This is a genomic window from Bradyrhizobium sp. AUGA SZCCT0177 (assembly GCF_018130125.1).
In the GTDB taxonomy this organism is placed as follows: domain Bacteria; phylum Pseudomonadota; class Alphaproteobacteria; order Rhizobiales; family Xanthobacteraceae; genus Bradyrhizobium.
In genome coordinates this window covers 85,119-110,704 of record NZ_JAFCMA010000019.1, presented here as the reverse complement: position 1 = coordinate 110,704, position 25,586 = coordinate 85,119, and the positions used below count along the sequence as shown (strand labels likewise).

27 protein-coding genes are annotated in these 25,586 nt (G+C 63.1%); 10 read left to right on the top strand and 17 right to left on the bottom strand.

Features of this window, described 5'->3' with window-relative positions; translation table 11 throughout:
- Nucleotides 1–14 precede the first annotated feature (14 nt).
- From JQ597_RS22445 to JQ597_RS22435, 3 genes are all read right to left on the bottom strand, one after another.
- Complete coding sequence (locus JQ597_RS22445; RefSeq protein ID WP_212266518.1) at nt 15–1,259, bottom strand: MFS transporter; 1,245 nt, start codon at nt 1,257–1,259, stop codon at nt 15–17.
- 135 nt (nt 1,260–1,394) lie between these two features.
- Nucleotides 1,395–2,180: an ABC transporter permease gene (locus tag JQ597_RS22440; protein ID WP_192737957.1), complete on the bottom strand. Its 786-nt coding sequence runs from the start codon at nt 2,178–2,180 to the stop codon at nt 1,395–1,397.
- Nucleotides 2,180–3,004, bottom strand: coding sequence for an ABC transporter ATP-binding protein (locus JQ597_RS22435; RefSeq protein WP_212266516.1), 825 nt, complete (start codon nt 3,002–3,004; stop codon nt 2,180–2,182). Before JQ597_RS22435 ends, JQ597_RS22440 begins: the two co-directional genes overlap by 1 nt.
- A gap of 240 nt (nt 3,005–3,244) precedes the next feature.
- On the opposite strand from JQ597_RS22435, the gene JQ597_RS22430 reads away from it, so the two are divergent.
- The 5 genes from JQ597_RS22430 to JQ597_RS22410 all read left to right on the top strand — a co-directional run bounded on the left by JQ597_RS22430 (nt 3,245) and on the right by JQ597_RS22410 (nt 8,878).
- Nucleotides 3,245–4,384 (top strand): SGNH/GDSL hydrolase family protein, encoded by a 1,140-nt coding sequence (locus tag JQ597_RS22430; protein WP_212266514.1) that lies wholly within the window; start codon nt 3,245–3,247, stop codon nt 4,382–4,384.
- Between the two features lie 143 nt (nt 4,385–4,527).
- Nucleotides 4,528–5,328, top strand: coding sequence for an ATP-binding cassette domain-containing protein (locus tag JQ597_RS22425; RefSeq protein ID WP_212266512.1), 801 nt, complete (start codon nt 4,528–4,530; stop codon nt 5,326–5,328).
- Nucleotides 5,325–6,884 (top strand): ABC transporter permease/substrate-binding protein, encoded by a 1,560-nt coding sequence (locus JQ597_RS22420; RefSeq protein ID WP_212266510.1) that lies wholly within the window; start codon nt 5,325–5,327, stop codon nt 6,882–6,884. The genes JQ597_RS22425 and JQ597_RS22420 overlap by 4 nt, the downstream gene beginning before the upstream one ends.
- A gap of 111 nt (nt 6,885–6,995) precedes the next feature.
- Entirely contained in the window at nt 6,996–7,814 is an 819-nt protein-coding gene (locus JQ597_RS22415) for a dienelactone hydrolase family protein (protein ID WP_212266508.1), read from the top strand.
- A 131-nt stretch (nt 7,815–7,945) separates the two neighbouring features.
- Entirely contained in the window at nt 7,946–8,878 is a 933-nt protein-coding gene (locus tag JQ597_RS22410) for a DUF1932 domain-containing protein (protein ID WP_212266506.1), read from the top strand.
- A 104-nt stretch (nt 8,879–8,982) separates the two neighbouring features.
- Here the strand turns inward: JQ597_RS22410 and JQ597_RS22405 are convergent, their stop codons facing one another.
- Together JQ597_RS22405 and JQ597_RS22400 are read right to left on the bottom strand one after the other, a co-directional pair.
- Nucleotides 8,983–10,653, bottom strand: coding sequence for a sulfatase-like hydrolase/transferase (locus tag JQ597_RS22405; RefSeq protein WP_349628869.1), 1,671 nt, complete (start codon nt 10,651–10,653; stop codon nt 8,983–8,985).
- 98 nt (nt 10,654–10,751) lie between these two features.
- The gene (locus JQ597_RS22400) at nt 10,752–12,464 is read right to left on the bottom strand and encodes a sulfatase-like hydrolase/transferase (protein ID WP_212266502.1); all 1,713 of its coding nucleotides are present in this window, start codon (nt 12,462–12,464) and stop codon (nt 10,752–10,754) included.
- Between the two features lie 608 nt (nt 12,465–13,072).
- Between JQ597_RS22400 and JQ597_RS22395 the strand changes: the two genes are divergently transcribed.
- Nucleotides 13,073–13,267 carry a hypothetical protein gene (locus tag JQ597_RS22395; RefSeq protein ID WP_212266500.1) on the top strand — a complete coding sequence of 65 codons (195 nt, stop codon included), beginning with the start codon at nt 13,073–13,075 and terminating at the stop codon, nt 13,265–13,267.
- Nucleotides 13,268–13,412: 145 nt separating this feature from the next.
- On the opposite strand, the gene JQ597_RS22390 is transcribed toward JQ597_RS22395, so the two are convergent.
- Nucleotides 13,413–13,637 (bottom strand): response regulator, encoded by a 225-nt coding sequence (locus JQ597_RS22390; protein WP_212266498.1) that lies wholly within the window; start codon nt 13,635–13,637, stop codon nt 13,413–13,415.
- 282 nt (nt 13,638–13,919) lie between these two features.
- On the opposite strand from JQ597_RS22390, the gene JQ597_RS22385 reads away from it, so the two are divergent.
- Complete coding sequence (locus tag JQ597_RS22385) at nt 13,920–14,615, top strand: Crp/Fnr family transcriptional regulator (RefSeq protein WP_212266496.1); 696 nt, start codon at nt 13,920–13,922, stop codon at nt 14,613–14,615.
- 30 nt (nt 14,616–14,645) lie between these two features.
- Here JQ597_RS22385 and JQ597_RS22380 read toward each other — a convergent pair whose 3' ends face one another.
- The 3 genes from JQ597_RS22380 to JQ597_RS22370 form a co-directional block, all read right to left on the bottom strand.
- Nucleotides 14,646–14,888: a hypothetical protein gene (locus JQ597_RS22380; RefSeq protein ID WP_212266494.1), complete on the bottom strand. Its 243-nt coding sequence runs from the start codon at nt 14,886–14,888 to the stop codon at nt 14,646–14,648.
- Nucleotides 14,889–14,899: 11 nt separating this feature from the next.
- Nucleotides 14,900–15,082, bottom strand: coding sequence for a hypothetical protein (locus JQ597_RS22375; protein WP_212000204.1), 183 nt, complete (start codon nt 15,080–15,082; stop codon nt 14,900–14,902).
- 144 nt (nt 15,083–15,226) lie between these two features.
- Nucleotides 15,227–15,937 carry a TetR/AcrR family transcriptional regulator gene (locus JQ597_RS22370; RefSeq protein ID WP_212266492.1) on the bottom strand — a complete coding sequence of 237 codons (711 nt, stop codon included), beginning with the start codon at nt 15,935–15,937 and terminating at the stop codon, nt 15,227–15,229.
- A 111-nt stretch (nt 15,938–16,048) separates the two neighbouring features.
- Here JQ597_RS22370 and JQ597_RS22365 point away from each other — a divergent pair, with 111 nt between their 5' ends.
- Nucleotides 16,049–16,672 carry a hypothetical protein gene (locus JQ597_RS22365; RefSeq protein ID WP_212266490.1) on the top strand — a complete coding sequence of 208 codons (624 nt, stop codon included), beginning with the start codon at nt 16,049–16,051 and terminating at the stop codon, nt 16,670–16,672.
- A 33-nt stretch (nt 16,673–16,705) separates the two neighbouring features.
- Here the strand turns inward: JQ597_RS22365 and JQ597_RS22360 are convergent, their stop codons facing one another.
- Both JQ597_RS22360 and JQ597_RS22355 read right to left on the bottom strand, forming a co-directional pair.
- The gene (locus JQ597_RS22360) at nt 16,706–16,942 is read right to left on the bottom strand and encodes a hypothetical protein (protein WP_212266488.1); all 237 of its coding nucleotides are present in this window, start codon (nt 16,940–16,942) and stop codon (nt 16,706–16,708) included.
- Nucleotides 16,939–17,790, bottom strand: coding sequence for an SDR family oxidoreductase (locus JQ597_RS22355; RefSeq protein WP_212266486.1), 852 nt, complete (start codon nt 17,788–17,790; stop codon nt 16,939–16,941). Before JQ597_RS22355 ends, JQ597_RS22360 begins: the two co-directional genes overlap by 4 nt.
- A gap of 51 nt (nt 17,791–17,841) precedes the next feature.
- Between JQ597_RS22355 and JQ597_RS22350 the strand changes: the two genes are divergently transcribed.
- Complete coding sequence (locus JQ597_RS22350) at nt 17,842–18,129, top strand: hypothetical protein (RefSeq protein ID WP_212266484.1); 288 nt, start codon at nt 17,842–17,844, stop codon at nt 18,127–18,129.
- Between the two features lie 234 nt (nt 18,130–18,363).
- Entirely contained in the window at nt 18,364–19,449 is a 1,086-nt protein-coding gene (locus JQ597_RS22345) for a DUF2336 domain-containing protein (RefSeq protein ID WP_212266482.1), read from the top strand.
- Between the two features lie 84 nt (nt 19,450–19,533).
- Here the strand turns inward: JQ597_RS22345 and ilvC are convergent, their stop codons facing one another.
- The 6 genes from ilvC to JQ597_RS22315 all read right to left on the bottom strand — a co-directional run bounded on the left by ilvC (nt 19,534) and on the right by JQ597_RS22315 (nt 25,434).
- Nucleotides 19,534–20,553, bottom strand: coding sequence for a ketol-acid reductoisomerase (gene ilvC, locus JQ597_RS22340; RefSeq protein ID WP_212034449.1), 1,020 nt, complete (start codon nt 20,551–20,553; stop codon nt 19,534–19,536).
- Nucleotides 20,554–20,699: 146 nt separating this feature from the next.
- Nucleotides 20,700–21,302, bottom strand: coding sequence for a LysE family translocator (locus tag JQ597_RS22335; RefSeq protein WP_212034450.1), 603 nt, complete (start codon nt 21,300–21,302; stop codon nt 20,700–20,702).
- A gap of 99 nt (nt 21,303–21,401) precedes the next feature.
- Nucleotides 21,402–22,100, bottom strand: coding sequence for a class I SAM-dependent methyltransferase (locus JQ597_RS22330; protein WP_212266480.1), 699 nt, complete (start codon nt 22,098–22,100; stop codon nt 21,402–21,404).
- A gap of 3 nt (nt 22,101–22,103) precedes the next feature.
- Nucleotides 22,104–22,646: an acetolactate synthase small subunit gene (gene ilvN / locus JQ597_RS22325; protein WP_192737977.1), complete on the bottom strand. Its 543-nt coding sequence runs from the start codon at nt 22,644–22,646 to the stop codon at nt 22,104–22,106.
- Between the two features lie 19 nt (nt 22,647–22,665).
- On the bottom strand, nt 22,666–23,652 hold the full coding sequence (locus tag JQ597_RS22320; protein WP_212266478.1) for a threonine dehydratase: 987 nt from the start codon (nt 23,650–23,652) through the stop codon (nt 22,666–22,668).
- A gap of 6 nt (nt 23,653–23,658) precedes the next feature.
- Nucleotides 23,659–25,434 (bottom strand): acetolactate synthase 3 large subunit, encoded by a 1,776-nt coding sequence (locus tag JQ597_RS22315; protein WP_212266476.1) that lies wholly within the window; start codon nt 25,432–25,434, stop codon nt 23,659–23,661.
- Nucleotides 25,435–25,586 lie beyond the last annotated feature (152 nt).

Sequence of the window (25,586 nt, the reverse complement as noted above, 5' to 3'; positions counted from 1 at the left end):
GACGACGAGAGACCCTACCCCCGCCCCTCCGCCGCGGCCGGCCGCCCGCGCTGGACCACGATTACCGCCGCGATCAGCTGTAGCGCGATGCAGAGCGCAATGGGCGTCTCGTACCCGCCGGTCCAGCTCTGAACGACACCGAGAAAGGCGGGCCCCAATGAGCCAATGGTTCCGCTGATCGCATTCGACAGCCCCATGACGACGACAAAGCTCGCGGCGCTGAACTCGCGATGCATGATGAGCGGCGGCAGTGTGATGAGATTGCCGACCGAAAAGCCGAATACCGCGCAGGCAGCCAGTACAATCGGAATCGCATCGAAATGCAGGATGCTCAGGAGTGCTGCCGCCTGACTGACGATCGAGATAGCGGTGACGCGCCGCGGATCGAATCGGTCGACGACCATGCCGAGGCCGAAGCGGCCGGCGATCGCCATCAATGTCATCAACGAAACCGCCAGACCCGCATTGGCGCGGCCGATCTTCGGCTCGAGCATGGCGATCTGGTGCACGATAAAACCGATCTGGGCCACGAGCGCCAATGCAAACGGGATTGAGATGGTCCAGAACGCGACGCAGCGGATGAGCTTTGCGCGCGAAGTATCGCTCGGGACAGAAGGCGTTTCGGCATGCAGCGGATCAGCCGGACCTCCGGCCGATGGCGGGCCGATCCAGGCGACCGTGACAGGTACGAGAACGGCGACCATGACCGCTGTTCCGGTCATCATCGCGGCGGCAAAGCCGAACCGTTCGACCAGATACACCAGCGAGGGCGTCACGATGACGCCGCTAAAACTGGCGCCGGTGAAGGCCAGGCTGATGGCGAGACCGCGGCGGCGGACGAACCAGAGGCTCACGATGGTCGCGCTCACGATCGTCCCCATCCCGATCCATCCGAGCGACATCAGGGCAAACGCGATGTAGAGCTGCCAGGGGGTGGCCGCGAACGCGAGCAGCGTCATCGACGCCGTCAGTGCCGCAATTCCGAACAAGACGAGCCGCCGCGGACCCAGCCGGGTCATGAGTTCGTTGGTAAACGTCGCGAAAATGTTGGCAAGCAGGAGCGACACCGTGCTCGCGCCCGAAATGAGCGCGGCCGGCCAGCCGTTCAGACGCTGCAGTTCGGCCAGGTAGACGCCATGACCGTAAAGGCCGAAGCCGAACAGAAACAGCGCCATGAGGAAACAGGCGAGCACGACGCGCCAGCCGGCGTAGCGCAGCAAGGTCTCATCGGATTGGCCTGCGTCCTGTGCGGGGATCATTTGCTTTCGGGCGGTCGCGCCGATCGAAGCCGCGCATGGGTCGGCCCGGCTTGATCATGCGTCAGTTCGCTCGCCGAAGGCGAGTAACAATTAAGCAGACGTCTGTAACAAGGCCGCGGCCTCCGACGGCGTCGATCAATCCCGCGCCACGGGCGCCGGCCGCCACACCAAGAGCCGCCGCTCGACCAGCGTCACGCCGAAATCGATCAGGATCACGAAGGCCGACAGCACGAACATGCCGGCGAAGACAGCGCCGACGTCGAACACGCCCTCGGCCTGCTGGATCAGGTAGCCGAGGCCGGCCGCCGATCCCAGATATTCGCCGACGACGGCGCCGACCACGGCGAAACCGACCGCGGTATGCAGCGAGGAAAACATCCACGACAGCGCCGAGGGCCAGTACACATGCCGCGTCAACTGCCGTTCGCTCATGCCGAGCATGCGGCCATTATCGAGCACGGTGGTGCTGACCTCCTTGACGCCCTGATAGACGTTGAAGAACACGATGAAGAACACCAGCGTCACGCCGAGCGCGACCTTGGACCAGATGCCGAGCCCGAGCCACAGCGCGAAGATCGGCGCCAACACCACGCGCGGCAACGCGTTCATCATCTTGACATAGGGATCGAACACTGCGGCGACGCGGGGCTGGCGCGCGAACCAGAAGCCGACCAGCACGCCGCCGACCGAACCGATCACGAAGGCCAAGACCGACTCCCACAGCGTGATCATCAGATGCTTCCAGATCACGCCGGTCGCGAACCATTTGTAGATCTGGCTGGCGACATCGACCGGGGTGGAGAAGAAGAACGGCGGCAGCAACATGCGACCGAACACCGGCACGGTGGCAAAGAACTGCCACAGCGAGAGCGCGACCACGGCGACCATCAATTGCCAGAACAGCAGCGTCAGGCGGGACATCAGGAGGCCTCCGCCGCTTGCGAAGACTGCGCGTAACCCTTCATCACTTCATCCTTCAGAACGCTCCAGATTTCCCGGTGCAGCTCGTGGAACTGCTTTTCCATCCGCACTTCCGAGATGTCGCGCGGGCGCGGCAAGGCCACCTTCCAGTCGCCGATGATGCGCGCGCCGGGTCCCGCCGACATGATCACCACGCGGTCGGCCAGCGCGATCGCCTCTTCGAGATCGTGGGTCACGAACAGCACCGCCTTGCGGTCGGCGGTCCATAGTTGCAGCAAGAGATTGCCCATGATCTGGCGGGTTTGGGCGTCGAGCGGCCCGAACGGCTCATCCATCAGCAGGATCTTGGGATCGCGGATCAGCACCTGCGCGAGCCCAACGCGCTTGCGCTGCCCGCCGGACAGCATATGCGGATAGCGATTGCCGAACGCGCCGAGCCCGACCGACGTCAACCAGCCCTGCGCGCGCTCCAGCGCCATCGCCCGCGGCGCGCCCTTGATCTCGAGGCCAATGGCGACATTGTCGATCGCGGTCTTCCAGGGAAACAGCGCATCGGCCTGAAACAGATAGCCGGCGTCCCGATTGAGCCCGGTGAGCGGCTGGTCGAAAATCCGCACCGCGCCCGCGGCCGGCTTCAACAAGCCGGCGGCGACGTTCAGCAGCGTCGATTTCCCGCATCCGGTGGGACCCACGATGGCGACGAACTCGCCATGCGCAACCGAAAGCCGGGCCTTTTCCACCGCCGTATAGACCCGTGCGTCGGCCAAGCGGAATGCCACCGTCGCCTCATCAAGCGCGACCGCCGTAGGCTGTACCGTATCCACTGCGTCCCCTCCCCAATTTGGGTCATGCCTTAGCGGTTACGAACGATAAGTTCAACGCGGCACCGCGACGTGGTAATTGATCTTATTGCCATTGCTGGAGGCCGGGCCGCCACCCCGGTCACCGCTTCTTTTTGCCAGCTCGACCGGTCTGCTTTGGTGATCGCCAATCGACAGACCCATCGCCATGCAACGAATTTGGGTATCTACTGATCTGTTCGGAATTCATGCCGGAGACGTTCAATGAAGCGGGGGTTTCACCTCGTCGGATCGGCGGTACTGCTGGTCATCACGTGGGCCGTGATCTTTGAGATTGGGTTTCGGCTGCAGCAGTATTTCGGTCCGCTGTACGATCTCGAAATGGCTGGTGTCAATTTGAACTGGCAATCCGACGTGGTGAACCATCAGCCGACACCGCAAGACCAGAATCTGTGCATCTACGGCGATTCGACCGGCTTCAGCTACAAGCGATCGTTTGACGCGAACGGCATCAGGATCACCGACGATACGGCACAGCAGGCCGAGTGCGAAAACCCGGTTTCGGTCCTGTTCCTCGGCGATTCCTTTATGGAAGGCTACGACGACAAGAACACGCTGCCGTATCACGTTGCAAAATACTTCAAGACAGAGCGCGGTTCCTGCCTGAAGACCTACAATGCGGGATATACCTCGTATTCCCCGGCCATCTTCGTGCCGCAGGCCAAGAAGCTGCTGCCGGTACTGCGTCCCGACTATATCGTGGTCGACGTGGACGAAACCGATCTGTACGACGACTTCGCCCGATACCGCGGGCTGATTGTCCGCAACGAACGCGGACAAAATGTCGGCGTCAAGGCTTCACCCATTGGACGCGAATGCAGCCTCGGCCTGATGGAAGCTCGCAAGCATCCCCTGTACCTGATGCGATTTGCGGCAAAGCTTTGGCACTCCTTTGTCCATATGCCAGCGGTGGTTGAGAAGAACCGAACGGACTTCACCCTCTTTTCCTATTCGCAGGACCAGGGCGCCGATCTCGAACGGAAATATGCAGAGCCGCTCCTGAGTTTCAGGAACAATCTGCAGGAGCTGGCAGAGGTGCTGAAGGATTACACCAGGGACGGCAGCCGCGTGCTGTTCATCTCTCATCCACATCTCCAGCACCTCAAACCCGACGCCAAGGGCCGCCTGTGGAACAATCTCGTCAGCTCTTCGGTGCAAAAGATTTGCGTCGCCAACAGCTTTCTTTTCTTCAATGCCACCGAGGCACTGAAGAAGCGGTCCGGATCGCGCCCCGAGCGCTTCTATTGGGGAGGTAACGATATGCATCTTAGTCATGAGGGACTGGCGGAATATTCCGCTGCCGTCGCAGCGTTTATGGCCTCGGCGATGATCCCGAAGGACTGACCGCGTCACCTCAATGGCCTGCCGGCCGACGAGGCCATCGAATGGCGTTACCGCGTGCCGGCGGCAGAAAAAGGTTGGCACCCGGCTCACGATTAGCCGATTGTTCGGCTATCGCTATTTCCCTTGCAGAGAATCCACGCCGAATGCCCGCCTCGTCTCTCATCTCCTACGCGCATGTCGGCAAGACCTTCGACGGTGGCCGAGGCGCGAACCGCGTGGTGGCGGTCGACGACGTCTCGCTCGATGTCGCCGAGGGTGAGTTCCTGGCCATTGTCGGCGGCTCGGGGTCAGGCAAGACCACGCTGCTGCGGCTGGCCAACCGGCTGATCGACGCCGACGAGGGCCACGTCACGGTGGAAGGCGAGGACGTCCGCAATGTCGACCCGATCGGTCTGCGCAGGCGGATCGGCTACGTGTTCCAGAGCGGCGGGCTGTTTCCGCATCTTTCCGTCGCCGGCAATATCGGCATCACGCCAAAGCTGCTCGGCTGGCCTGCGGACGAAATTGTGGCGCGGGTCGATGAATTGGTCGATCTGGTGCGGCTCGACCGCGCGCAGCATCGCGACCGGCTGCCGCATGAATTGTCCGGCGGCCAGCGCCAGCGCGTCGGCGTGGCGCGGGCGCTTGCCGCGAAACCGCGCATCGTGCTGATGGACGAGCCGTTCGGCGCGCTCGATCCCCTCACCCGCGACGCGCTTGGCGACGATTATCGCGAATTGCACCGCCGGCTCGGGCTGACCACGGTCATGATCACCCATGACATGACCGAGGCCATTCTGCTCGCCGACCGCATCGCTATCATGCGCGGCGGACGGCTTCTGGCCCAAGGCACGCCCGCTGAACTCTCTGATAGCAGCGACGCTTACGTCGGCGAGTTGCTGCGCACGCCGCGGCGGCAGGCAGAACGGCTCGGCGCGCTGCTGCCGCGGGATGGCGCGGCATGAACCTGTTCGCCGATCCACGCTGGAGCGAAGCGCTCGGGCATCTGCCTGACTATCTCGGCAACCATGTCCGCGTCAGCGTCACCGCACTGGCGCTGGGGCTCGCGGTCAGCCTGCCCCTCGCGATTGCGGCACGCAATCGTCGAGCACTGCGCGGCGCGCTGCTCGGGCTTGCCAGCATCGTGCAGACCGTTCCGGGCCTGGCGCTGCTGGCGCTGTTCTATCCGCTGCTGCTGGCGCTCGCGGCGGTGTCGCTGTCGTGGTTCGGATTTGGATTTTCCGCCTTCGGTTTCCTCCCCGCCGTGCTGGCGCTGGCGCTCTATTCGATGCTGCCGGTGCTGCGCAACACCATCACCGGCCTGCAGGGCGTCGATGCCGCGATCCTGGAAGCCGCACAGGGTGTCGGCATGACGCCGCGGCAGTCGCTGTTCACGGTGGAACTGCCGCTGGCATTGCCGGTCATGATGGCGGGCATCCGCACCGCGGCGGTCTGGGTGATCGGCACCGCGACGCTGTCGACGCCGATCGGCCAGACCAGCCTCGGCAACTACATCTTTGCTGGATTGCAGACCCAGAACTGGGTGTTCGTGCTGTTCGGCTGCCTGTCGGCCGCGGTGCTGGCGCTAACCGTCGATCAATTGCTGGCGCTGATCGAGAACGGCTTGCGCAACCGCAGCCGCGTGCGCGCCGTGCTTGGCGGCGCCGGCATCGCGATGCTGGTCGCCGCGACGCTGGTGCCCGCCATGACGCGCTCGCAAACCAGCTATGTCATCGGCGCCAAGACCTTTGCCGAGCAATATGTGCTGTCGGCGCTGATGGCGCAGCGGCTGAGAGCCGCCGGCCTCTCTGCCAGTTCGCGCGAAGGCCTCGGCTCGAACGTGATCTTCGGGGCGCTGGCCGCCAACGATATCGATTTCTACGTCGATTATTCCGGCACGCTGTGGGCCAATCAGTTCCAGCGCAGCGACATCAGGCCTCGCCAGGAGGTGCTCGACGAGTTGAAGACCACGCTCGCCAAACAGAACATCACGCTGCTCGGCGAACTCGGCTTCGAAAACGCCTATGCCCTGGTGATGCCGCGCAAACGGGCGGAGCAGCTCGGCATCCGCAGCATCACCGATCTGGCGCCGCACGCGGCAGGAATGTCGATGGCCGCGGACTACGAGTTCTTTTCACGGCCGGAATGGGCCGGGCTGAAAAAGGCCTACGGGCTGTCGTTCCGCGCGCAACGGCAGATGCAGCCGGACTTCATGTATGCCGCGGCAGCTTCCGGCGAAGTCGACGTGATCGCGGGCTACACCAGCGACGGACTGATCGCGAAATACGATCTGGTGGTGCTCACCGATCCCAGGCACGCGATCCCGCCCTACGATGCGGTGGTGCTGCTCGCCCCCAGGCGCGCCGGCGATGCGGCGTTGCGGGCGGCGCTGCAGCCGCTGCTTGGCAAGATCGATATCGCCGTGATGCGCGAGGCGAACTTGCGCGCGGCCGGCAACGACGCTACTTCCTCGCCCGATGCGGTGGCGAGGTGGCTGTGGGAGCAGATCGGGACGAAGTAGGTGACCTGCGCTAAGCTGTCCCGGCTCACATGGAACCGCGCCGTGAATTTTTCGCACTCTTTCTTACCGCCTGCCGCTTGTATCGCTGCGATGTCGTTACTGATGTTCGGAATGGCCGATGCCACAGCCGCATCCCTGCCCGCGCGCGTCACCTTTGCGAGTGCCGATGGGCGGACGACACTGGTCGGCTATGTTTTTTTGCCGGAGGTGCCGCATGCATCGCGCACGCCTGCGGTGGTGATGATGCATGGCCGCGCCGGCGTTTATGCCTCGGCCGCCAATGGCAAATATGACGCCTCGACGCTTTCGAAACGCAATCAGCAATGGGGACACATCTGGGCCCGGCAAGGTTATCTCGCCATCCTGGTCGATGGTTTTGGTCCTCGCGGCTATCCAACTGGTTTTCCCCGTTTCAGCTACGATTCCCGTCCCGATGAATTGAATGAAATCACCATTCGCCCGCTCGACGCCTATGGCGCGCTGGCTTACCTGCGGACACGCAACGACGTGATCGCCGATCGGGTCGCGTTGCAGGGCTGGTCCAACGGCGGCAGCGCCACGCTCGCCACGATGTCGGTGACTGCGCCCGGCTTGTCAGCGCCGACGCCCGCAACCGGCTTCCGGGCCGGATTGGCGTTCTACCCTGGCTGCGGCCTGAAAGGCCAATTCGCCGATGGGATCAAGCCTTACGCGCCGGTGCGCGTGTTGCATGGATCGGCCGACGAGGAAGTCTCGCCGCGGCGCTGCGCCGACTTCGTCGCCAAGAGCCGCGCGATCGGTGGCGACATCCAGTTCCAGCTCTACCCCGATGCGGCGCATGGTTTCGACGATCCCAGTCCCTCGCGCCAGAGCGACGTCGCCAATGCGTCCGCGACCCGCGACGCAATCGCACGCGCGATTGCGTTCTTTGCAAGCGTGCTGAAGCCGTAGGCTTTTGTGCGGGACGGGAGCCTGCTTGAAATCCGGCATCAAAGACTGGCAAGAAGCGATCGAGAAAGCCGGAATTCAACACCGGTAGCCGCGTTGCCCTTCACCGGGCCACCGATCTGGAGAATGTCTTGATGAACGCACCCTCGACCAATCCCCGCCACTGGAATGTAGGTCTCGTCGGCTATGGCGAAGTGGGTCGCATTCTCGCCGAGGACCTGCGCAAACAGGACGTGAAGGTCGCTGCCTACGATATCAAGCTGCGCAGCGATCAGACGGGTTCCGCCCTGCGCGACCATGCTTTCGCACATGGTGTCGCGCTTGCGGCGTCCCATGCCGATCTCGCCGCGAGAGCCGATTTCATCGTTTCCGCCGTCACCGCAAGCCAGGCTGTCCCGGTCGCGCAGGCTTGCGCGCCGGCCGTGAGGCAGGATGCCTGGTTCCTCGATTTCAATTCGGCATCGCCGGGCGCCAAGCAGCGCGCCGCCGGCCTGATCGACGGCAAGGGCGGCCGCTACGTCGAAGGCGCAGTGATGACCTCGATCCCGCCGTACCGCATCAAGGTGCCCTTGCTGCTTGGCGGCGCCGGTGCCGAGGCGCTCGCGCCGCTGCTGGTGGAACTCGGCTTTGACGCCAAGGTGGCAAGCCGGGAATTGGGCGTCGCTTCGGCGGTCAAGATGTGTCGCAGCGTGATGATCAAGGGCCTGGAAGCGATGGTGATCGAGAGTTTTACCACCGCGCGCGCCTATGGCGTCGAGGACGCGGTGCTGGCGTCGCTCACGGAAACCTTTCCCGGCATCGACTGGGAAAAACAGGGCACCTATTTCTTCCAGCGCGTGATCGAGCATGGCCGCCGCCGCAGCGAGGAGGTTCGCGAAGTGGCTGAAACCGTGCGCGAGGCCGGCCTCGCACCATGGTCGGCGGAAGGCACCGCCGAACGCCAGGCCTTTATCGCTGATCTCGCCGACGAAGGCCTGTTCGGTGCGAAGGGCACCGACGCGTTTGCCCGCAGCCCCGACTGGCGCGTGGAAGCCGACCGCATCCTTGCCGCCGTGAAGAAGAAATAAGTGATGCCGAAACGTAGGGTGGGCAAAGGCGCACTTAGCGCCGTGCCCACCATTGCTCTTCGAATTAAATGGTGGGCACGCTAGCGCTTTGCCACCCTACGCCACTACAGTCCCCGCACCAGGCCGGCGTCGATCAGGAGGCGGTTGAAGCGCCTGGCTTCTGCGCCGTCCTTGCAGGCATAGAACACGCCCTTGCATCGCAGCATGATGCTCTTCTGCTCCTTGAACGAGGGATCGAGCGGAACGCCGGCGGCGTCCTGGATGACTAGCGGAATGTAGGCGGCGTCGAGGGTTGCGAGGGCCGACGACAAATCGGGCGACTGGAAGTTGATTTCATCCAGCGCATAGTAGGTCGAGAAGTAACGCGGATCCGCACTCATCAAACGTTGCCCCAGCAATTTGCGGTCGATGCCGGGCTCGAGCAGTTTCTGCGAGATTGCCGGTTGATGATCGCCGAAGCGCAGCACCAGGAACGACTGGTCCGGATAGTCGCGCGTCAGCCGTGCGGTGAAATCGCGGTAGTCGTTCGCCGTCATGCTCTGGCGGCGAATATACTCGTCGATCTCCGGCGTATTTCCCGGCGGTTTCCAGTCCGGCGTCAGATCGGGCCGGTAGACACTGGTCCAGGGAAAATGATTGGCCGTGAGATACACGAACATGAAGACCGGCGACTGTGACGCTTGCTCGTCTGCAAACGCCTTCAAGGCCTGATCGAAGTAGAACTTGTCGGGCTGCATGTCCTCATTGACGCCCATGTCGGCCATGTCGATGAACCTGTTGACGCCGACACCCTTCTGGAACGCCCGCGCGCTGAGGAAGTCGCCATAGGTCGGATAGAGCGAGACGGTCTTGTAGCCGCAGCGCTGCAGCGCTTGCGGCAGGCCACGCTCGATGCGGTTCGCGGTGATCCTCGTGACGTAGAACTTCAGATCGCCGAACGAGCGCGCCGACATGCCGGTCAGGACATTGAACTCGGTGTACCAGGTCGGGCCGCCTGTCGCCTCCGCGATCATGGTCCGTCGCTTGCCGTCGGTGGATTTGAAGTAGTCGGAATAGCCTGGCGGCACCTTGACGCCGGGTGCTGCGGTGATGTCGAAACTCGACTCGTCGAGCAGCATGATGATGTGCGGGCGCTTGGCAGTGGTATCGCATTTTTCGTCTGGCGGCAGCGCCGGCCGGGCCGTGGCGTGCGCACCCGGGGCCAGGCCAAGCGAGCCGCTCGCCGGCGGATCGGCCTCGATCCATCCGGTCGAGGCCAGCCGCGACACCGCGACCACGCCCGAGCGCGCGAGGTTGGAAATATGATTGATGCCCTGGAACGGCTCCCAAGGCTGCTCGGGCGCAGCGACCGACATCGCCGACATCGACACGGTCGTTGCGACAAGAAGCGCCAGCACAGGCCCGCGAGCTGCGCGAAGCGGATCGGCGCGCCAGATCGCCCACAGCAGCGGAACGGCAATCACCGCCGCCACGATCAGCTGCGTCCGCAACTGTGGGAACACCGAGAGCAGGAACGAAAACGTATCGCGATCGATGATCAGGAAATCGAGGAACGTCAGAGATAGCTGCAAAATGTCGAACTTGAAGCGCGACAGCACGATTAGCAGCACCACCAGAACAAGCGCCAGCGCCGCGGCGACGCCGGGCCGCCGCAGCACCAGCAGCAACAGGCAATTCACAAAAACCCACGCCAGCAGCGCGAGCGTGATCCCAACGAATCCGTATTCCGTGCTGAGCAGGACAGCCAGGGCCGCAAGATGCAATGCGGCGACCACGCCGACGCCGGCATAGAACCAGACCCCGCGCGATGCTGTATCGCCGGTCCGGCTTGCTGCAGGTTTGGCGGAGGCTGGAATGCTGCCCTCCCTTGTTGCTAGAGGTTTTTCACGTAACCGGCGTCGATCAGGAGCCGGTTGAAGCGTCGGGCTTCCGCACCGCCCTTGCAAGCATAGAACACGCCCTTGCATCGCAGCATGATGCTCTTCTGCTCCGAAAAGGAGGGATCGAGCGGGATGCCGGCGGCCTCCTGTACCACCAGCGGCAGATAGGCCGCGTCGACGGTTTCCATCACCGCAGGGCTCTTGACCGGTTCGAAATTGATGGCGTCGATCGCATAATAGGTCGTGAAATAGCGTGGATCGTAACTCTCGAATTTCTTGCCGGCGGCGGTCTCGTCAATCCCGGGATCGAGAACATGCGACGAGAATTCCGGCTGATGGTCGCCATAGCGCACGATCAGGAACGGCTGCGCCGGGAACTTCTTTTTCAACCCCGCGACGAACGCCGCGTAGTCGTTGGCGCTCATGGTCTGCCGGCGCACATACTCATCGACCACGGGCGCGTTGCCGGGCTTCGACCAGGATGGCGTCAGGTCCGCACGAAACGGCGTCTCCCACGGGAAGTGATTGGCGGCGAGATAGACGAAAATGAATTGCGGGTTCAATGCTGCGTTCTGCGATAACAGGTTCAGGGCCTTGTCATAGAAGAAGCTGTCGGGCTCGATGCCCTTGGCGCCGAGATCGCGTGCATCGTAGAATTTCTGGATGCCGGTGGTGGTGTGGAAGCCGCGTGCGCTCATGAACGCGCCGTGAGCGGGATAGAGCGAGGTCGTGCTGTAACCGCAGCGGCGCAGCGCGAGCGGCAAGCCGCGCTCGACGCGGCCCGCTGCGATACGGGTCACGAAGTAGGAAAACCGGCCGAACGAGCGCGACGAAAGCCCGGCCAGCACGTTGTATTCGGTGAACCAGCTCGCGCCGCCGCTGCTTTCGGCCACGAACTTGCGCGCCTTGCCGTCGAAGGAGTCGAAATGACTGCCGTAGCCCGCCGGGACCTTGACGCCCTGCGCCTGGCGAATGTCGAAGCTCGACTCATCATGGACCATGATGATGTGCGGCCGCCGCCCCGCCGGGGCGCATGAATCCACCAGCGGCAGCTTGAGGCGACCGGCGGAGACGGCGTCGGACTCCATGAAGCCGTAGTTGACGAAATCCGAGACCGCGGTGACGCCGGAACGGGCGAATTTGGACAGATATCCGTCGGGATAGTAGCCGCGCCAGGCCTCGTCCGGCCAGGCAAAGGCGTATCCGGTGAGCGCGGCAAGGCAGGCGAGCATCCCCGCCAGCGCCGGCAACCGGCGGATCCGGAACGGATCGAGCCACCACAGCGCATACATCAGCGGGATCGTCACAAGGCCCGCCGAGATTACCGACCAGCGCAGGTTCGGAAAGATCGTAAATAGGAAAGCCGCACTGTCGCGATCGATCACCATCAGATCGACGAAGTTCGCGGTCATCTGCACGACGCCGTGCTTGAACTGCGACAGCAGAACTAGCGCCACCACCAGCGTCAGCGACAGCGCGCCCGACAGCGCGGGCCGGCGCAGCAGCGCGATGAACAGCAAGTTCAGGATGCCCCACGACAGTGCGAAGCACAGGCGCGAGCCGAAATCGGCCTCGGTCTGCAGCATGATCGCCAGCGCGGCCATATGCGGCGCTGCGACGGCCAACAGCCGCCATATGCCGATCGCGGCAATGCCGGCGGTAACCGCAGCGGTGGCAGAGGGACCTGGGTTTGGCGCGGGCGCCATGGGCGGGACGCAACACTACCCGGCGCAATGCAAATGCCTTGGCTGGCGACGGCCAGGAGACGCACGACGCAGCCGGAACCTGGTCGTGTCATGAAAACGTAGTGTAAACGTCATGAACAGGCAATGAATTTGCCGTTGCAACGCAAAGCTTTAGTGAATCCGGCGGGGAGCTGGCCCACGCCGCTTACTTCCGGCCAGCCCCTCGCGCTGCCTACCAAAGGCGAAGGACCGTCGCGGGCGGAACCTGATTTTAGTGACTTTCTTGGTCAGGTATCAGACAGACAACCGTTTTCGGACGGCGGTATTTTTTGGCATGCCCGGGACCAGAGCTGATCCAGAGCTGTTGCCCATCCACCGTCCGCGCTGCCCTGACTGCAAAACGCGGATGCTGACGGTTGCCGTGTCGGCGGGACCGGAAGGTTTCGAGCATCGGAATTATCAATGCCCGAAGTGCGCCCATGCCGAAACCAGGATCGAGGCAATCGACCCGCTGGATACGACGGCCGTGGATCGGACAGGTCTCGAGCCGGGACGGTTGCCCCCTCAGGAAGCCGCGCCAGGCCCGGTCATCGATAATCCGACCAAAACCCAGCCGAAGCGTTAGATCCATGGCCAGACCGATCAAGAATCCCCGCCCCAGGCTCGATCTCGAAACCGAAGCGCTGGCCGCGCTTGAAGCAGCCCACACCATGGCCCCCGGCCCGGAGCGCACCGAAGCGATGAAACGCGCCGGCATTCTGCAAAACGCCGTGGACATGCAGGGCATGCTGTTTGCGAAACGAGGCCGGCCACCGAAGACCTGAGCCAAGCCAGACCGTCAGCCACGGAAAACGTCAGCCCGCCCCGAGGAAAAATAGGATCGCGAAGAATATCGAGACGGCGATCACGACGGTCCACGCAGAGGCGCCTGCGACCCGCATCGCGATCTCCGTCAAGCTCAGGTTTTCGTCAAACCGGCGGCCGGACATTGGTCGTCAGCCGCACGACGGCTTCCGATTTCAGCGGGTCGGCAACCGTCCTGCTCTCGATCGCGTTGCATTTCGGGCATTCGAAAGTCCGCTCCTCCGACCCGTCAGACAAAGGCGCTAGTCGGACCAGCATCATCCGGGTGAGGCACCTGCCGCAGCGCGGCCGTTCGATCGAGGAAAGGGGAACGTCCGCCATTTTGGACATGATCCTTCCTTCATGCACATCTCGCCGGCTGGTTTGATCGGGCCCTGCTCGTCGCGGCGCGCCAAACGGCATCCTGCAAAATGGAGGTTCCCGAGCCCGTTGTAAGCCTGTCGGATCGTTCGCCAAATGAGTTCCGGCGTCTGTCCGATACCCGACATAGTGGGATTATTTTCTTGCTATGTCCGGTAGTTGACGTACCGTCCGGCAATTATCGGGTATCCCGCGAAAGCACCGATAGCTGAGAGTAGTTCGCGCTCCCGCCTGTCAGCAGGAGCGCATTTCATGAACAATCAATTGCTCAGCCTTTTCCCGCCGTCCGACATGAAACTTCTCGGTCCGCATTTGAAGGCCGCACAATTCGACCAGCACCGGGTGTTGTTCGAGGCGGACCAGCGAATCCGCCACGTCTACTTTCCGACCAGCGCCGTGGTGTCGCTCGTGATCACGCTTTCGACCGGCGAAATGGTCGAAGCGGCCATGATCGGCAAAGACGGTGTGGTGGGTGCTTCCGCAGCGCTTGACGGGAAGATAGCGGTGAGCCGCGGCATCATTCAGCTTAGCGGTGAGATTGTGGTATGCGACATCGAAGCCCTGAAATCGGTCGCAATACAAAGCCCGAAACTGCTTGCCCTGCTCATGCGGCACGAACAAACGGTCTACGCCCAGGCCCAGCAATCCGCTGCATGTTTTGCCACGCACCAGGTGGAAGCGCGGTTCTGCCGCTGGTTGCTGCGCGCGAGAGATTTGTCCGATAGTGATTACCTGCCGTTCACGCAGGAATATCTCGGTGAGATGCTGGGTGTCAGACGAACGAGTGTGACCGCGGTGGCCAGGACATTGCAGGAGACGGGTCTGATCAAATATGCCCGCGGCAAGATCCAGATCGTGGATGCAGAAGCGCTGCAGGCGAGTGCCTGCGAATGCTACGGTTCGGTCAAGACGCATTACGAAAGGCTGATCGGGCCTCTCAAGAAGTAACCGTCAGGCTGATGCGTTGCGGATGCCGCGCTATTGGTTGCATGGCTTCAGCGCCTTGACCGCGGTTTCCGCCTCGGCTCGCGTTTTATAGATCGTATCGCTGGCCACAGTGATGTTAGGTGTATCGGTGCGAGGGGACTTGTCGACCACCGTGCAGGTCTTCGTCAGCGAGTTCAGCACGATGTAGAATGCGGGAACGTTTCCCGGAGGCTGGGCGAGACCGGCACCGTTCAGGGTCAGCACGAAGATCGCGCAGAACAGGCTTCGTTTCATGGCAGTCTCCGTTACCCGCTTCCGAGGCGAACAAGGCTCAGGACGAGCACCAGCAGGATCGCGCCGATAAGCCCGCCAAAGAAGATCCATTTTCTGAGCGGCGTATTGAGGATCACCTCGGCGCCCCGCGCCTTGTCGGCGGGATAGGGTTCTTTTGGCGGTGGTGCGGGTTGCGCAGGACCTTCTCTGACCACGGGCGTCCTCCCGGTTCAGGATGCAGTCTTTGAATTGTGCAGCAGCGAACGGTGGCGGAACGCCTTGCCGCGCTTGTCAACGCGCGGCGAGATTGCCGGTTCCGGCTTCGTGCGTTACGCGCGGCGGAAAGCTCCTCAAACGCATCAAGCGGATTTGCTGGGAACTTTGGCGATACCTTCGATGAAGAGATCGAGGATCGCTTCCGCGGTTCGCTCGGCGTCCGCGCCGGCGACGCCCCAGCGCGGAAAATGACCGTCGATATTCATCCGGGCGAAGCCATAGACCAGCGCCCGGCCGGCGATCTGCACCTGTTTCAGGTCCGCCGAGCGCAATTGCCCCTGCGCAAACGCCTCCGCCAGCGTGCGCTCGGTAAGGTCGATCAGTTCGGCATTGTCGTGCGAGACGCCGGCCGCCTCGTCGTGATCAAAAAAACGGCGGCTGGAAATGATCTCGAAATGGGTCGGGTTCCTCATCGCCCAGCGCAGATAAGCGAGCCCCAGGCAGCGAAACCGGCCCAAGGGCTTGTTGGCCGGATTGCTGGCCGGTGCCTCGGCCAGCGCCGCTTCGATCTCGGCCCGGAACCTGCGCTGCGCCTCCTCGGCAACCGCGTTCATCAGGGCGTCGCGGCTGGGAAAATGCCGGAACGGCGCCCCCGGCGACACCCCGGCACGGCGGGCAGCCTCGCGGACACTGACCGCGTCAGGACCGCCCTCGCCGACCAGTTGCAGCGCGGCGTCGATCAGAACCCGGCGGAGATCGCCATGATGATAGGGCTTTGCCGCCGGCGCGCGCGCCGTGCGGCGGCGCGGCTTGGCCGGCAGTTTGGCGGACGGAGGCTTGGCCGAGGAACGCATCGTCCCTCCTAACATCACCCTCTTGTGAATGTAAGCAACGATTACACGGGTTGACGATGCGTGACGCGCATATGTAACTGATGATTACATTTATTGCAGGGGGAGCGCGCGATGTCGGAAAGCCGTCGAAACTGGTTCGAAGGCTGGCGGCTGTTTGCCGTGCTGGCGCTGACCCTGCTCGCGCTTAGCGTCTGGATCGCCGGCATGCGGCAATTCGAGGTCGATGGCGTGCGCATGGTGATCCGCTTCACGGCGCGGACCTCGCTGCTGTTCTTTTGTCTCGCCTTCAGCGCCGCTGCGCTGGCGCGGCTCTGGCCCAACGCCTGGACGCGATGGCAGCGCCGCAACCGCCGTTACCTCGGCGTGACCTTCGCAGCCTCGCACGGCATTCATGCGATTGCGATCGCCGCCTTCGCAATGATGGATCCCGCGGGTTATGCGGCCGCGACCTCGCTCGCCTCCTACATTTTCGGCGGCATCGGCTATGCCGTCATCATCGCGATGACGGCAACGTCATTCGACCGGTCAGCCAAAGCCCTCGGCGCGAGCGCCTGGCGCAGGTTGCATCTGATCGGCGGCTATTATCTGCTGTTTCAATTCATGGTCTCGTTCGGCAAGCGAATTCCCGACATGCCGCTATACGCGGTGTTCCTGATCCCGCTGCTGGCGGTGTTCGCTTTGCGGATGATCAGCATGGCCGCGGCGCGAACGCCGCACACGGTGCAGGCGGGATGACGGCCATAACGCCTGCGCGCTCGTACGGTCATATCAGATCAGATGAAACGTGCGGCCCAATCGGCGATGAATCGTGATCACGGCGCGATCGACGTCGCTGATCAGGCTGTCGCCGAGCGCGACGCTCGGAATTTCCCAGTTGCGGCCGCCGCGGACGCCCGGCACCGGTTGAAGACCGGTGATGCGCGCCGTTTCGCATCCCGGTTGATCGCCAAGCGCCTCGTTGACGAGTTCGGTCAGTTCCGCGCTGGTCTTGCCAATCGTCGTCATGCCTGCGGCGTCAGGCCGAGGCGTCTGGCGATGATCTTGTCGATGGTGCGCTTGGGCAGCAGCGCCGCCGCCAACACCTGAAGCGGATCGGGCACGATCGAATAGCGAACCCTGGGATTTGGCAGCGTCAGCGCGTCGAAGATCTTCGCGGCGATTTTCTCCGCGGGCAATCCGATCGAACCAAGTTGCAGCATGTAGGCGCGGACCTTTTGCAGCGCCGGAAAGAACGGCGAGTTCTTGTAGCCGGATATGTCGACGTCCTCGGCCTTGCTCCAGATCGGCGTTTTTACCGCGCCGGGCGCGATGATGATGACGTCGATCCCGAACAGCATCAATTCGCGGCGCAGGCTCTCCGACAGCCCCTCGATCGCGTGCTTGGAGGCCGCATAGGCCGACGTCATCGGGACGCCATTTTTCCCCGAGACCGACGAGATCATGACGACGCGCCCCTTTGGTCCCTTCAATGACGGATCGGCGCCGAGCAGCGGGCCGAACGCCTGCGTCGCGATAACCGGCCCGATCACATTGACCTCCATCTGGCGGCGGAATTCGTCGGCCGCGAGTTCAAGCACGGGACCTGCCACCGCGATGCCGGCATTGTTGACGAGGCCCGCGAGCGTTTCGCCGTTCAATTGGCTGCGCACCTCGCGCGCCGCGGCCAGCACCGCGGCCTCGTCGGTGACGTCGAACCGCAGCGGCGTGAAATTGGCGCCGAACTCAACCCTGAGGCGGTCCGCGTCGGCCTGCTTGCGCACGCTGCCGAACACGCGAAAGCCACGATCGAGCAGCAGTTTCGCGGCAGCCCAGCCGATGCCGGTGGATGCACCGGTGATGACGACGGATCTCATGATTGTCTCCCCCTCTGTGAAGCGGGGCTGATGTAATCCGGATCGAGAGAAGTGCAATGCGCGGCGGCGGCGGCCAAAACTCCCGTCACGACGGTGCGCGCGCACGCCCCCGTTCTTGCGCGGGAGGTTGAAGAACGCATTCCGGCAGCCTTAACAGAATTCATCGTGAAAAAATCCTTAGCGCCGCGCATCATGGACCGCCTCCTCGGCAGCGGACCGGGCTTGATGGCCTGTTGTCGAAGCGCTTCGCCTTCGAGTTTTTTTCGCAACGGTTTGGAGAGGATAGCTGCCGGTCAAAATACCGGAAACGGCGCAAATTATGCGAATGCCGGCGGTTAGGCGCTGATCACGGCGCAATATAACGGCATGCAGCGTCGCGTGCGTGGTAAAGCAATCGGGAATGCAAAGCGGACAATGTTCTGCGGCGAATTCGCGACAATGGTTGCGAATTTCGCAATTGCCTGTTTTCAGTGCTGCCGTTCCGCATTTCTACGGGCTTTCGCCTTAACGCTCGCGAAAGACCGCGTTCGCCATTGTGCGTGCTGAAGTTGAAACAACAAACAGGCCGCCACAATGGCGCAACAGCCGGCTCACTCGATTATCGCCGAACTCGAAGATGCCGTAAGGGGTGGATCGCCAGCCCGGCGCGTCGAAACCCTCCGTCAGGTCACTGATCTTTTCCTCAATGACGGCGAACGCCTCAGCGAAGACCAGGTCAAGGTGTTTGACGACGTGCTCTGCCTCTTGATCGCACGCGTCGAGACACGGGCAAGAACCGAGCTCAGCAAGCGGCTGGCGCCGCTCGACTATGCGCCGTTCGAAGTCATTCAATACCTCGCATGGGACGATGAAATCGCGGTCGCCGGCGAGGTGCTCACCCATTCCAGCCGCATCAGCGTCGAAGCGCTGGTCGAGATCGCCAGCAGCAAGGGCCAGGACCATCTGCTCGCAATTTCGGCGCGCGACAACTTGCCGGAGGCCGTCACCGACGTGATCGTCGATCGCGGCCAAACCAAGGTCATTCGCAGGCTCGCGAAGAACGCAACCGCGCGGTTCTCCGAAGCCGGCTATTCCGGCATGGTGGCCCATTCCGAAGCTGACGACGAACTGGTCGAGATCCTCGGCCTGCGCCTCGATCTTCCGATCAAGTTCCTGCGCGACCTGCTGCGCCGCGCCAAGGACGCCGTTCGCACCCGGCTGTTGGCCCTTGCGCCGCCCGCACTCCAGGAAGAGATCCGGCGGGTGATCGAAGACATCGTGCGCGAGGGACCTCCGTCCGGACGCGACTTCCGCGTGGCCGAAGAACTGGTCAGGCTGATGATGGAATTGAAAGAGCTGGACGACGCAGCGGTCTATGGTTTCGCCGAGAGCAAAAAGTTCGACGAGGTCATGGTCTCGCTCGCGGTCCTCAACGACGTGCCGGCCGAAATGATGGCCCGCCTGATCGAAGGGCCCCGCTCCGACCTCATCCTGATTCCCTGCCGGTCGGCCCGGCTGAACTGGCCGACGGTCGAGAGCATCCTGCGCAACCGCCCGGTGAAGCGCCGCATCGACGACCAGACTCTGGCCGTCGCCCAGCGGGACTACAAGCGACTGTCGATGGAGACCGCCCAGCGCACCGTGCGCTTCTGGCAACTTCACAACAGGATCGAGCGGTAGGCGGGCGCTGATCGCACCTAGCGCGAAGAAATGAAAAGGGCCGCGCAATGCGCGGCCCCGACTTCCATTTTGACCTAAAGCCGCTTAGTTCTTGGTCTTATCGACCAGCGCGCCCTTCTTGATCCACGGCATCATGTCGCGGAGCTTGGCGCCGACTTCCTCGATCGGATGTTCGGCGAGCTTGGCGCGGGTGGCCTTGAACGAGGTCTGGTTGACCTTGTTCTCCAGCATCCAGTCGCGGGCGAACTTGCCGCTCTGGATGTCGGCGAGAACGCGCTTCATCTCGGCCTTGGTCTCGGCGGTCACGATGCGCGGGCCGGTGACGTATTCGCCGTATTCGGCGGTGTTGGAGATCGAGTAGTTCATGTTGGCGATGCCGCCTTCATAGATCAGGTCGACGATCAGCTTCACTTCGTGCAGGCACTCGAAATAGGCCATCTCCGGCGCGTAGCCGGCTTCCACCAGCGTCTCGTAGCCGCCCTTGATCAATTCGACCAGGCCGCCGCAGAGCACCACCTGCTCGCCGAACAAATCGGTCTCGCACTCTTCCTTGAACGTGGTCTCGATGATGCCGGCGCGGCCGCCACCAACGGCCGAGGCATAGGACAGGCCGAGGTCGTGGGCGTTGCCGGACACGTCCTTGGCGATCGCGATCAGGCAGGGCACGCCGCCGCCGCGCTGATATTCCGAGCGCACGGTGTGGCCGGGGCCCTTCGGCGCGATCATCAGCACGTCGAGATCGGCGCGCGGGTCGAGCAGGTTGAAATGCACGTTGAGGCCGTGCGCGAACACAAGCGCCGCTCCCTTCTTCATGTTGTCGTGCAGATGCTCGCGGTAGATGTCGCCCTGCAGTTCGTCGGGGGTGAGCATCATGACGAGATCGGCCCATTTGGCGGCTTCGGCGACTTCCATCACCTTGAAGCCGGCGGCCTCCGCCTTCTTGGCCGAAGCCGAGCCCTTGCGCAGCGCAATGGCCACTTCCTTGACGCCGGAATCCTTCAGGTTCAGCGCATGGGCGTGGCCCTGGCTGCCGTAGCCGACGATGACGACTTTCTTGCCCTTGATCAGGTTCAGGTCGGCATCACGATCGTAATAAACTCGCATAGTCGTTTCCTCATCGGTGGCCAAATCAGGCCGGTTAATCAGGCATTTGGGTTAAGATGGAGCGCCGGTCGCCCGCGAATTTCCGGCGTTGTCTAGAGCATTTTTCGCGTCAAAGGAAACCCGTTTCTGCATGGCGCGGTGCGGCATCATGCGTCCATGAAGACCGGGTAGAGCGAGGCCAGCAGCAGCACCGCCATCACGATATTGAAGGCCCGCACCGCCCTCGGCGAGGTCAGCACCGGCCGCAGCGCGCTGCCGAACAAGGCCCAGGCGGTGCAGGAAAGCACCCCCAGCAACAGGCTCAGGACGACCTGGATCGCGATGTTCCAGGGATAGGCCGCGATCGCCGCATAGGCCGTGATGGTGCCGATCACCATGACCCAGCCCTTGGCGTTGACCCATTGGAACATGGCCGCGCCCCAGAAGGTCATCGGCCCGCGGCGGTTGTCCTGGTCGGCCGAAACCGGCCCGGACATCGCGATCGCGGCGGCAAGATAGATCAGGTAAACGACGCCGGCATATTTCAGGACCGTCTGCAGCACCGGATAGGCGATGAAGATGGTGCCAAGGCCAAGCCCGACCGCGCCGACCATGAAGGCAAAGCCGACAGTGATCCCGGCGATGTGCGGGATGGTCGGGCGGAACCCGTAAGTCAGCCCCGAGGACAGCAGCATGATGTTGTTCGGCCCCGGCGTGAAGAACATCACGGTGGCGAACAGCACGAAGGCGATCAGGAGCGAATGTGACATGGTGGCCTCACGCGATCTTTGGCAGAACTGTTCTGATGAGGCCTGCAAGCGCTTCGCCAGCAGCATGATGGCGAAGCCGACATCGGCCGGTTGCATTTTTTAGCTTTGTTGGTGGTCCGGCTTCGGTTTGCGCAAAAGATAAGTGCCGTGCAGCGGCGCGTGGTAGTCGACCGATTCCAGCGTGAAGCCGACATCGGTCAGCATGCGTTCGATCACCCAGCCGAAGGTCGAGTACTCGTCGCGCATATGGGTGACCACGCTCTCGCGCTCGAAATCGTGGTTCTTGATCGAGAAATCGGCCCACGCCTCGACGTCGCGATCGACGCCGTCGGGCATGCTGACGAAGACGATGTCGCGCAGGTAGAAATTCGCGCCGGGCTTCAGCGCCGCAAAAATCCGCGCCAGCGCCACCGCCTTCCAGAAATCCGGCAGATGATGCAGCGTGAACTCGCTGACGATCAGGTCGTAGGAATTCGGCTGATAGGCGAAGCTCAGCATGCCCGCCGGCTGGGTGCGGACCGCGACCTTGCGGTCGCGCGCCTGGATGTTGGCGAGCGCCAGCATCGCCGGCGAGATGTCGATGGCGTCGACCTCGGCGCCCATCAGCGCCGCCTCGACCGCCAATACGCCGTTGCCGCAGCCGATATCGGCCATCCGCCAGCCGCGCTCGACGCCGAGCATGGTCAGCGCCGCGCGGGCGCGGATGTCGCTGTCGTCATGCCGGTCGTAGATCGAGGCGACGGCGGAATCGAGCCCGAGTTGCCGCCGTTGATTGTAATACCAGTCGCGCGCCAGCATGGTTCACATCCCCTCAGGCCCGCGTCCGATCGCGGCAACGCCGGTGCGCGACACCTCGACAAGGCCGATCGGTCGCATCAGGTCGATGAATTGACTGACCTTGGCCGAATTGCCGGTGATCTCGAACACGAAGCTTTCGGTGGTGGCATCGATCACGCGGGCGCGGAACGCGTCCGCCAGCCGCAGCGCCTCGACGCGGTTGTCGCCGCCGCCGCGCACCTTCACCATGGCGAGCTCGCGTTCGATCGAGCGGCCGGTCAGCGTCATGTCGACGACGCGATAGACCGGAACCATGCGGTCGAGCTGGTGCTTGATCTGCTCGATCACCATCGGCGTGCCGGTCGTGACGATGGTGATGCGGGAGAGATGTTTCTGGCTCTCGGTCTCGGAGACGGTGAGGCTTTCGATGTTGTAGCCGCGGCCGGAGAACAGCCCGATCACGCGCGCGAGCACGCCCGGCTCGTTCTGCACGAGCACCGAGAGCGTGTGCGACTCGGTCGGATCGTGGCGCTCTTCGAGGAAATAGGCGGATGCAGGCTGATTCATTGTCGTTCCCAAATCTTGGCTACGCCAGTGCCTTGGCGGCGGTGACATTTTCGTTGCGGGCGATCCATTTCCAGAACAGATCGAAATCGATATTGCCGCCGGACAGGATCAGCCCAACCCGCTTGCCGCGGAGCTTCGACTTCTCCTGCAGGGCAGCAGCAAGCGCGGCGGCGCCGGCGCCTTCAGCGAGATTGTGGGTATCAGTCCAGTAGGCGCGCACCGCATCGGCGATTTCGTCGTCGGTCACCTGGACGATGTGCGAGGCGCCCTTGCGAATGATCGCCAGCGCTTCGGCGTCGGGGACGCGCGTCGCCATGCCGTCGGCCAGCGTGTTGCTGCTGTTGGTCTTCACCACGGTGCCGGCAGCGAACGACAGCGCATAGGACGGCGCTTCCGTCGACTGCACGCCGACGATTTCCGTCTTTAGCCCGAGCAGATCACGCGCCAGGATGCAGCCGCAGATGCCGGAGCCCTGCCCGATCGGCACATAGAGCACATCGATATCGCCCGCAGCACGCAGCAATTCCAGCGCGTAGGTGGCAACGCCCATCACGAGGTCGCGGTGGAACGAGGGCACCAGTTCGAGGCCCTCGCGTTCGGCGTGACGCTCGCATTCCTCGCGGGCGGACTGAAAATCCTCGCCATGCTCGATGAGGTTGGCGCCCAAGGCGCGCATCGACTGGTTTTTCTCGACCGAATTGCCATGCGGCACATAGATCGTCGCCGGTACGCCGAAACGGCGTGCGGCGAAAGCGAGACTCTGGCCGTGATTGCCGCGGGTCGCCGAGATAATTCCTGAGGTCTGCGCCCGCTCGCGTTGCAGCCGCTCGACATAGACCAGCCCGCCCCGCACCTTGAAGGCACCGATCGGCGTGTGGTTCTCGTGCTTGACGACCACGTCGGCGCCGAGCCGCTGCGCGAGCAGCGGCCACGCATGCGCCGGCGTCGACGGCATCGCGGCCCCGACGATCCTGTGCGCGTGCTCGAGTTGCCCCAGATCAAACATCTGACCTCACACCAGCGCCTTGCCGCCGGCAAAGGCCGCCGCGGTCGCCTCGTCGGTCGCTTCCGCCGGCAACAGCATTTCATTGTGCGCCTTGCCGGACGGAATCATCGGGAAGCAATTTTCCAGCGCCGCGACGCGGCAATCGAACAGCACCGGGCGCTTGATCGAGATCATTTCCTTGAGCGCGCCGTCGAGATCGCCGGGCTTGATCGCCTGCAGGCCGACACAGCCGAACGCGTCCGCCAGCTTGACGAAATCCGGCAGCGCCTCCGAATAGGAATGCGACAGCCGGTTGCCGTGCAGCAGCTGCTGCCACTGCCGCACCATGCCCATATACTGGTTGTTCAGGATGAAGATCTTGATCGGCAGTTCAAACTGTACCGCCGTCGACATCTCCTGCATCGTCATCTGCACCGAGGCGTCGCCCGCGATATCGATCACGAGGCTGTCCCGGTGCGCGACCTGGACGCCGAGCGCGGCCGGCAGCCCGTAGCCCATGGTGCCGAGCCCGCCCGAGGTCATCCAGCGGTGCGGCTCCTCGAAACCGAAGAACTGCGCTGCCCACATCTGGTGCTGACCGACTTCGGTCGTGATGTAGGTGTCGTGCCCGCGCGTCGCCTCGAACAGGCGCTCGATGGCGTATTGCGGCAGGATCACTTCGCTGTTCTTCCGGTAGGCGAGCGAATTGCGCGCCCGCCATACGGCGATCTCCTGCCACCACGCCTTGATGTCCGGCTTTTTCGCTTCCGCCTTGAACACCTGCAACAGGTCGCCGAGCACGTTGCCGCAGTCGCCGATGATCGGCACGTCGACGTGGATATTCTTGTTGATCGAGGACGGATCGATGTCGATGTGGATCTTCTTCGAGCCCGGCGAGAACGCGTCGGTGCGGCCGGTGATGCGGTCGTCGAAACGGGCGCCGACGCACAGCATGACGTCGCAATCATGCATCGCCATGTTGGATTCATACGTGCCGTGCATGCCGAGCATGCCGAGCCAGTTCTTGCCGGTCGCGGGATAGGCGCCGAGGCCCATCAGGGTCGAAGTGATCGGAAAGCCGGTGACTTCGACCAGTTCGCGCAGCAGTTTCGAGGCTTCGCGTCCGGAATTGATGACGCCGCCGCCACTGTAGATCACCGGGCGCTTTGCGCCGGCGAGCAGCGCCACGGCTTTGCGGATCTGCGACGCGTCGCCCTTGACCCGCGGCGTGTAGGAAACATGCACGTCGGACTTGCGCGGCGGATGATAGGTGCCGGTCGCGAACTGCACGTCCTTTGGCACGTCGACCACGACGGGTCCGGGACGGCCGGTCGTGGCGACGTAAAACGCCTCGTGCAACACTTTCGCGAGATCGTTGACGTCGCGCACCAGCCAATTGTGCTTGGTGCAGGGTCGCGTGATGCCGACGGTGTCGCATTCCTGGAACGCGTCATTGCCGATCAAATGCGTCGGCACCTGCCCGGTGATGCAGACCAGCGGAATCGAATCCATCAGCGCGTCCGTCAGCGGCGTCACCATGTTGGTGGCGCCGGGGCCGGAAGTCACCAGCACGACGCCCGGCTTGCCGGTCGAGCGCGCATAGCCTTCGGCGGCGTGGCCGGCGCCCTGCTCGTGCCGCACCAGGATGTGCTCGACCTCGCTCTGCTGGAAGATCTCGTCATAGATCGGAAGCACCGCACCGCCGGGATAGCCGAACAAATGCTGGACGCCATGATCGATGAGCGCGCGCACGATCATCGCGGCACCGGTCATCTGGTTCGGATCGTGGCTCTTGTCGGTCATGACGTTTTCCTTGGCTTGCTCCGGATGCGCTGTGTCTGCGCGGCTTCGTCGGTTTGGATTTGGGAAATAAAAAAGGGCCCCAGAGGCCCTATGCACACCGCCTGCAATTGGATGGCCTCAGCCATCCCGGGCGGTGCGCCAGGGTACGACTA

Bases quoted from the DNA above. Each gene is read 5' to 3' on its own strand.
- JQ597_RS22445 (WP_212266518.1), bottom strand. From the start codon at position 1,259: ATGATCCCCGCACAGGACGCAGGCCAATCCGATGAGACCTTGCTGCGC.
- JQ597_RS22440 (WP_192737957.1), bottom strand. From the start codon at position 2,180: ATGTCCCGCCTGACGCTGCTGTTCTGGCAATTGATGGTCGCCGTGGTC.
- JQ597_RS22430 (WP_212266514.1), top strand. From the start codon at position 3,245: ATGAAGCGGGGGTTTCACCTCGTCGGATCGGCGGTACTGCTGGTCATC.
- JQ597_RS22425 (WP_212266512.1), top strand. From the start codon at position 4,528: ATGCCCGCCTCGTCTCTCATCTCCTACGCGCATGTCGGCAAGACCTTC.
- JQ597_RS22420 (WP_212266510.1), top strand. From the start codon at position 5,325: ATGAACCTGTTCGCCGATCCACGCTGGAGCGAAGCGCTCGGGCATCTG.
- JQ597_RS22415 (WP_212266508.1), top strand. From the start codon at position 6,996: ATGGCCGATGCCACAGCCGCATCCCTGCCCGCGCGCGTCACCTTTGCG.
- JQ597_RS22410 (WP_212266506.1), top strand. From the start codon at position 7,946: ATGAACGCACCCTCGACCAATCCCCGCCACTGGAATGTAGGTCTCGTC.
- JQ597_RS22400 (WP_212266502.1), bottom strand. From the start codon at position 12,464: ATGGCGCCCGCGCCAAACCCAGGTCCCTCTGCCACCGCTGCGGTTACC.
- JQ597_RS22395 (WP_212266500.1), top strand. From the start codon at position 13,073: ATGGCCAGACCGATCAAGAATCCCCGCCCCAGGCTCGATCTCGAAACC.
- JQ597_RS22390 (WP_212266498.1), bottom strand. From the start codon at position 13,637: ATGTCCAAAATGGCGGACGTTCCCCTTTCCTCGATCGAACGGCCGCGC.
- JQ597_RS22385 (WP_212266496.1), top strand. From the start codon at position 13,920: ATGAACAATCAATTGCTCAGCCTTTTCCCGCCGTCCGACATGAAACTT.
- JQ597_RS22380 (WP_212266494.1), bottom strand. From the start codon at position 14,888: ATGAAACGAAGCCTGTTCTGCGCGATCTTCGTGCTGACCCTGAACGGT.
- JQ597_RS22370 (WP_212266492.1), bottom strand. From the start codon at position 15,937: ATGCGTTCCTCGGCCAAGCCTCCGTCCGCCAAACTGCCGGCCAAGCCG.
- JQ597_RS22365 (WP_212266490.1), top strand. From the start codon at position 16,049: ATGTCGGAAAGCCGTCGAAACTGGTTCGAAGGCTGGCGGCTGTTTGCC.
- JQ597_RS22360 (WP_212266488.1), bottom strand. From the start codon at position 16,942: ATGACGACGATTGGCAAGACCAGCGCGGAACTGACCGAACTCGTCAAC.
- JQ597_RS22355 (WP_212266486.1), bottom strand. From the start codon at position 17,790: ATGAGATCCGTCGTCATCACCGGTGCATCCACCGGCATCGGCTGGGCT.
- JQ597_RS22345 (WP_212266482.1), top strand. From the start codon at position 18,364: ATGGCGCAACAGCCGGCTCACTCGATTATCGCCGAACTCGAAGATGCC.
- ilvC (WP_212034449.1), bottom strand. From the start codon at position 20,553: ATGCGAGTTTATTACGATCGTGATGCCGACCTGAACCTGATCAAGGGC.
- JQ597_RS22335 (WP_212034450.1), bottom strand. From the start codon at position 21,302: ATGTCACATTCGCTCCTGATCGCCTTCGTGCTGTTCGCCACCGTGATG.
- JQ597_RS22330 (WP_212266480.1), bottom strand. From the start codon at position 22,100: ATGCTGGCGCGCGACTGGTATTACAATCAACGGCGGCAACTCGGGCTC.
- ilvN (WP_192737977.1), bottom strand. From the start codon at position 22,646: ATGAATCAGCCTGCATCCGCCTATTTCCTCGAAGAGCGCCACGATCCG.
- JQ597_RS22320 (WP_212266478.1), bottom strand. From the start codon at position 23,652: ATGTTTGATCTGGGGCAACTCGAGCACGCGCACAGGATCGTCGGGGCC.
- JQ597_RS22315 (WP_212266476.1), bottom strand. From the start codon at position 25,434: ATGACCGACAAGAGCCACGATCCGAACCAGATGACCGGTGCCGCGATG.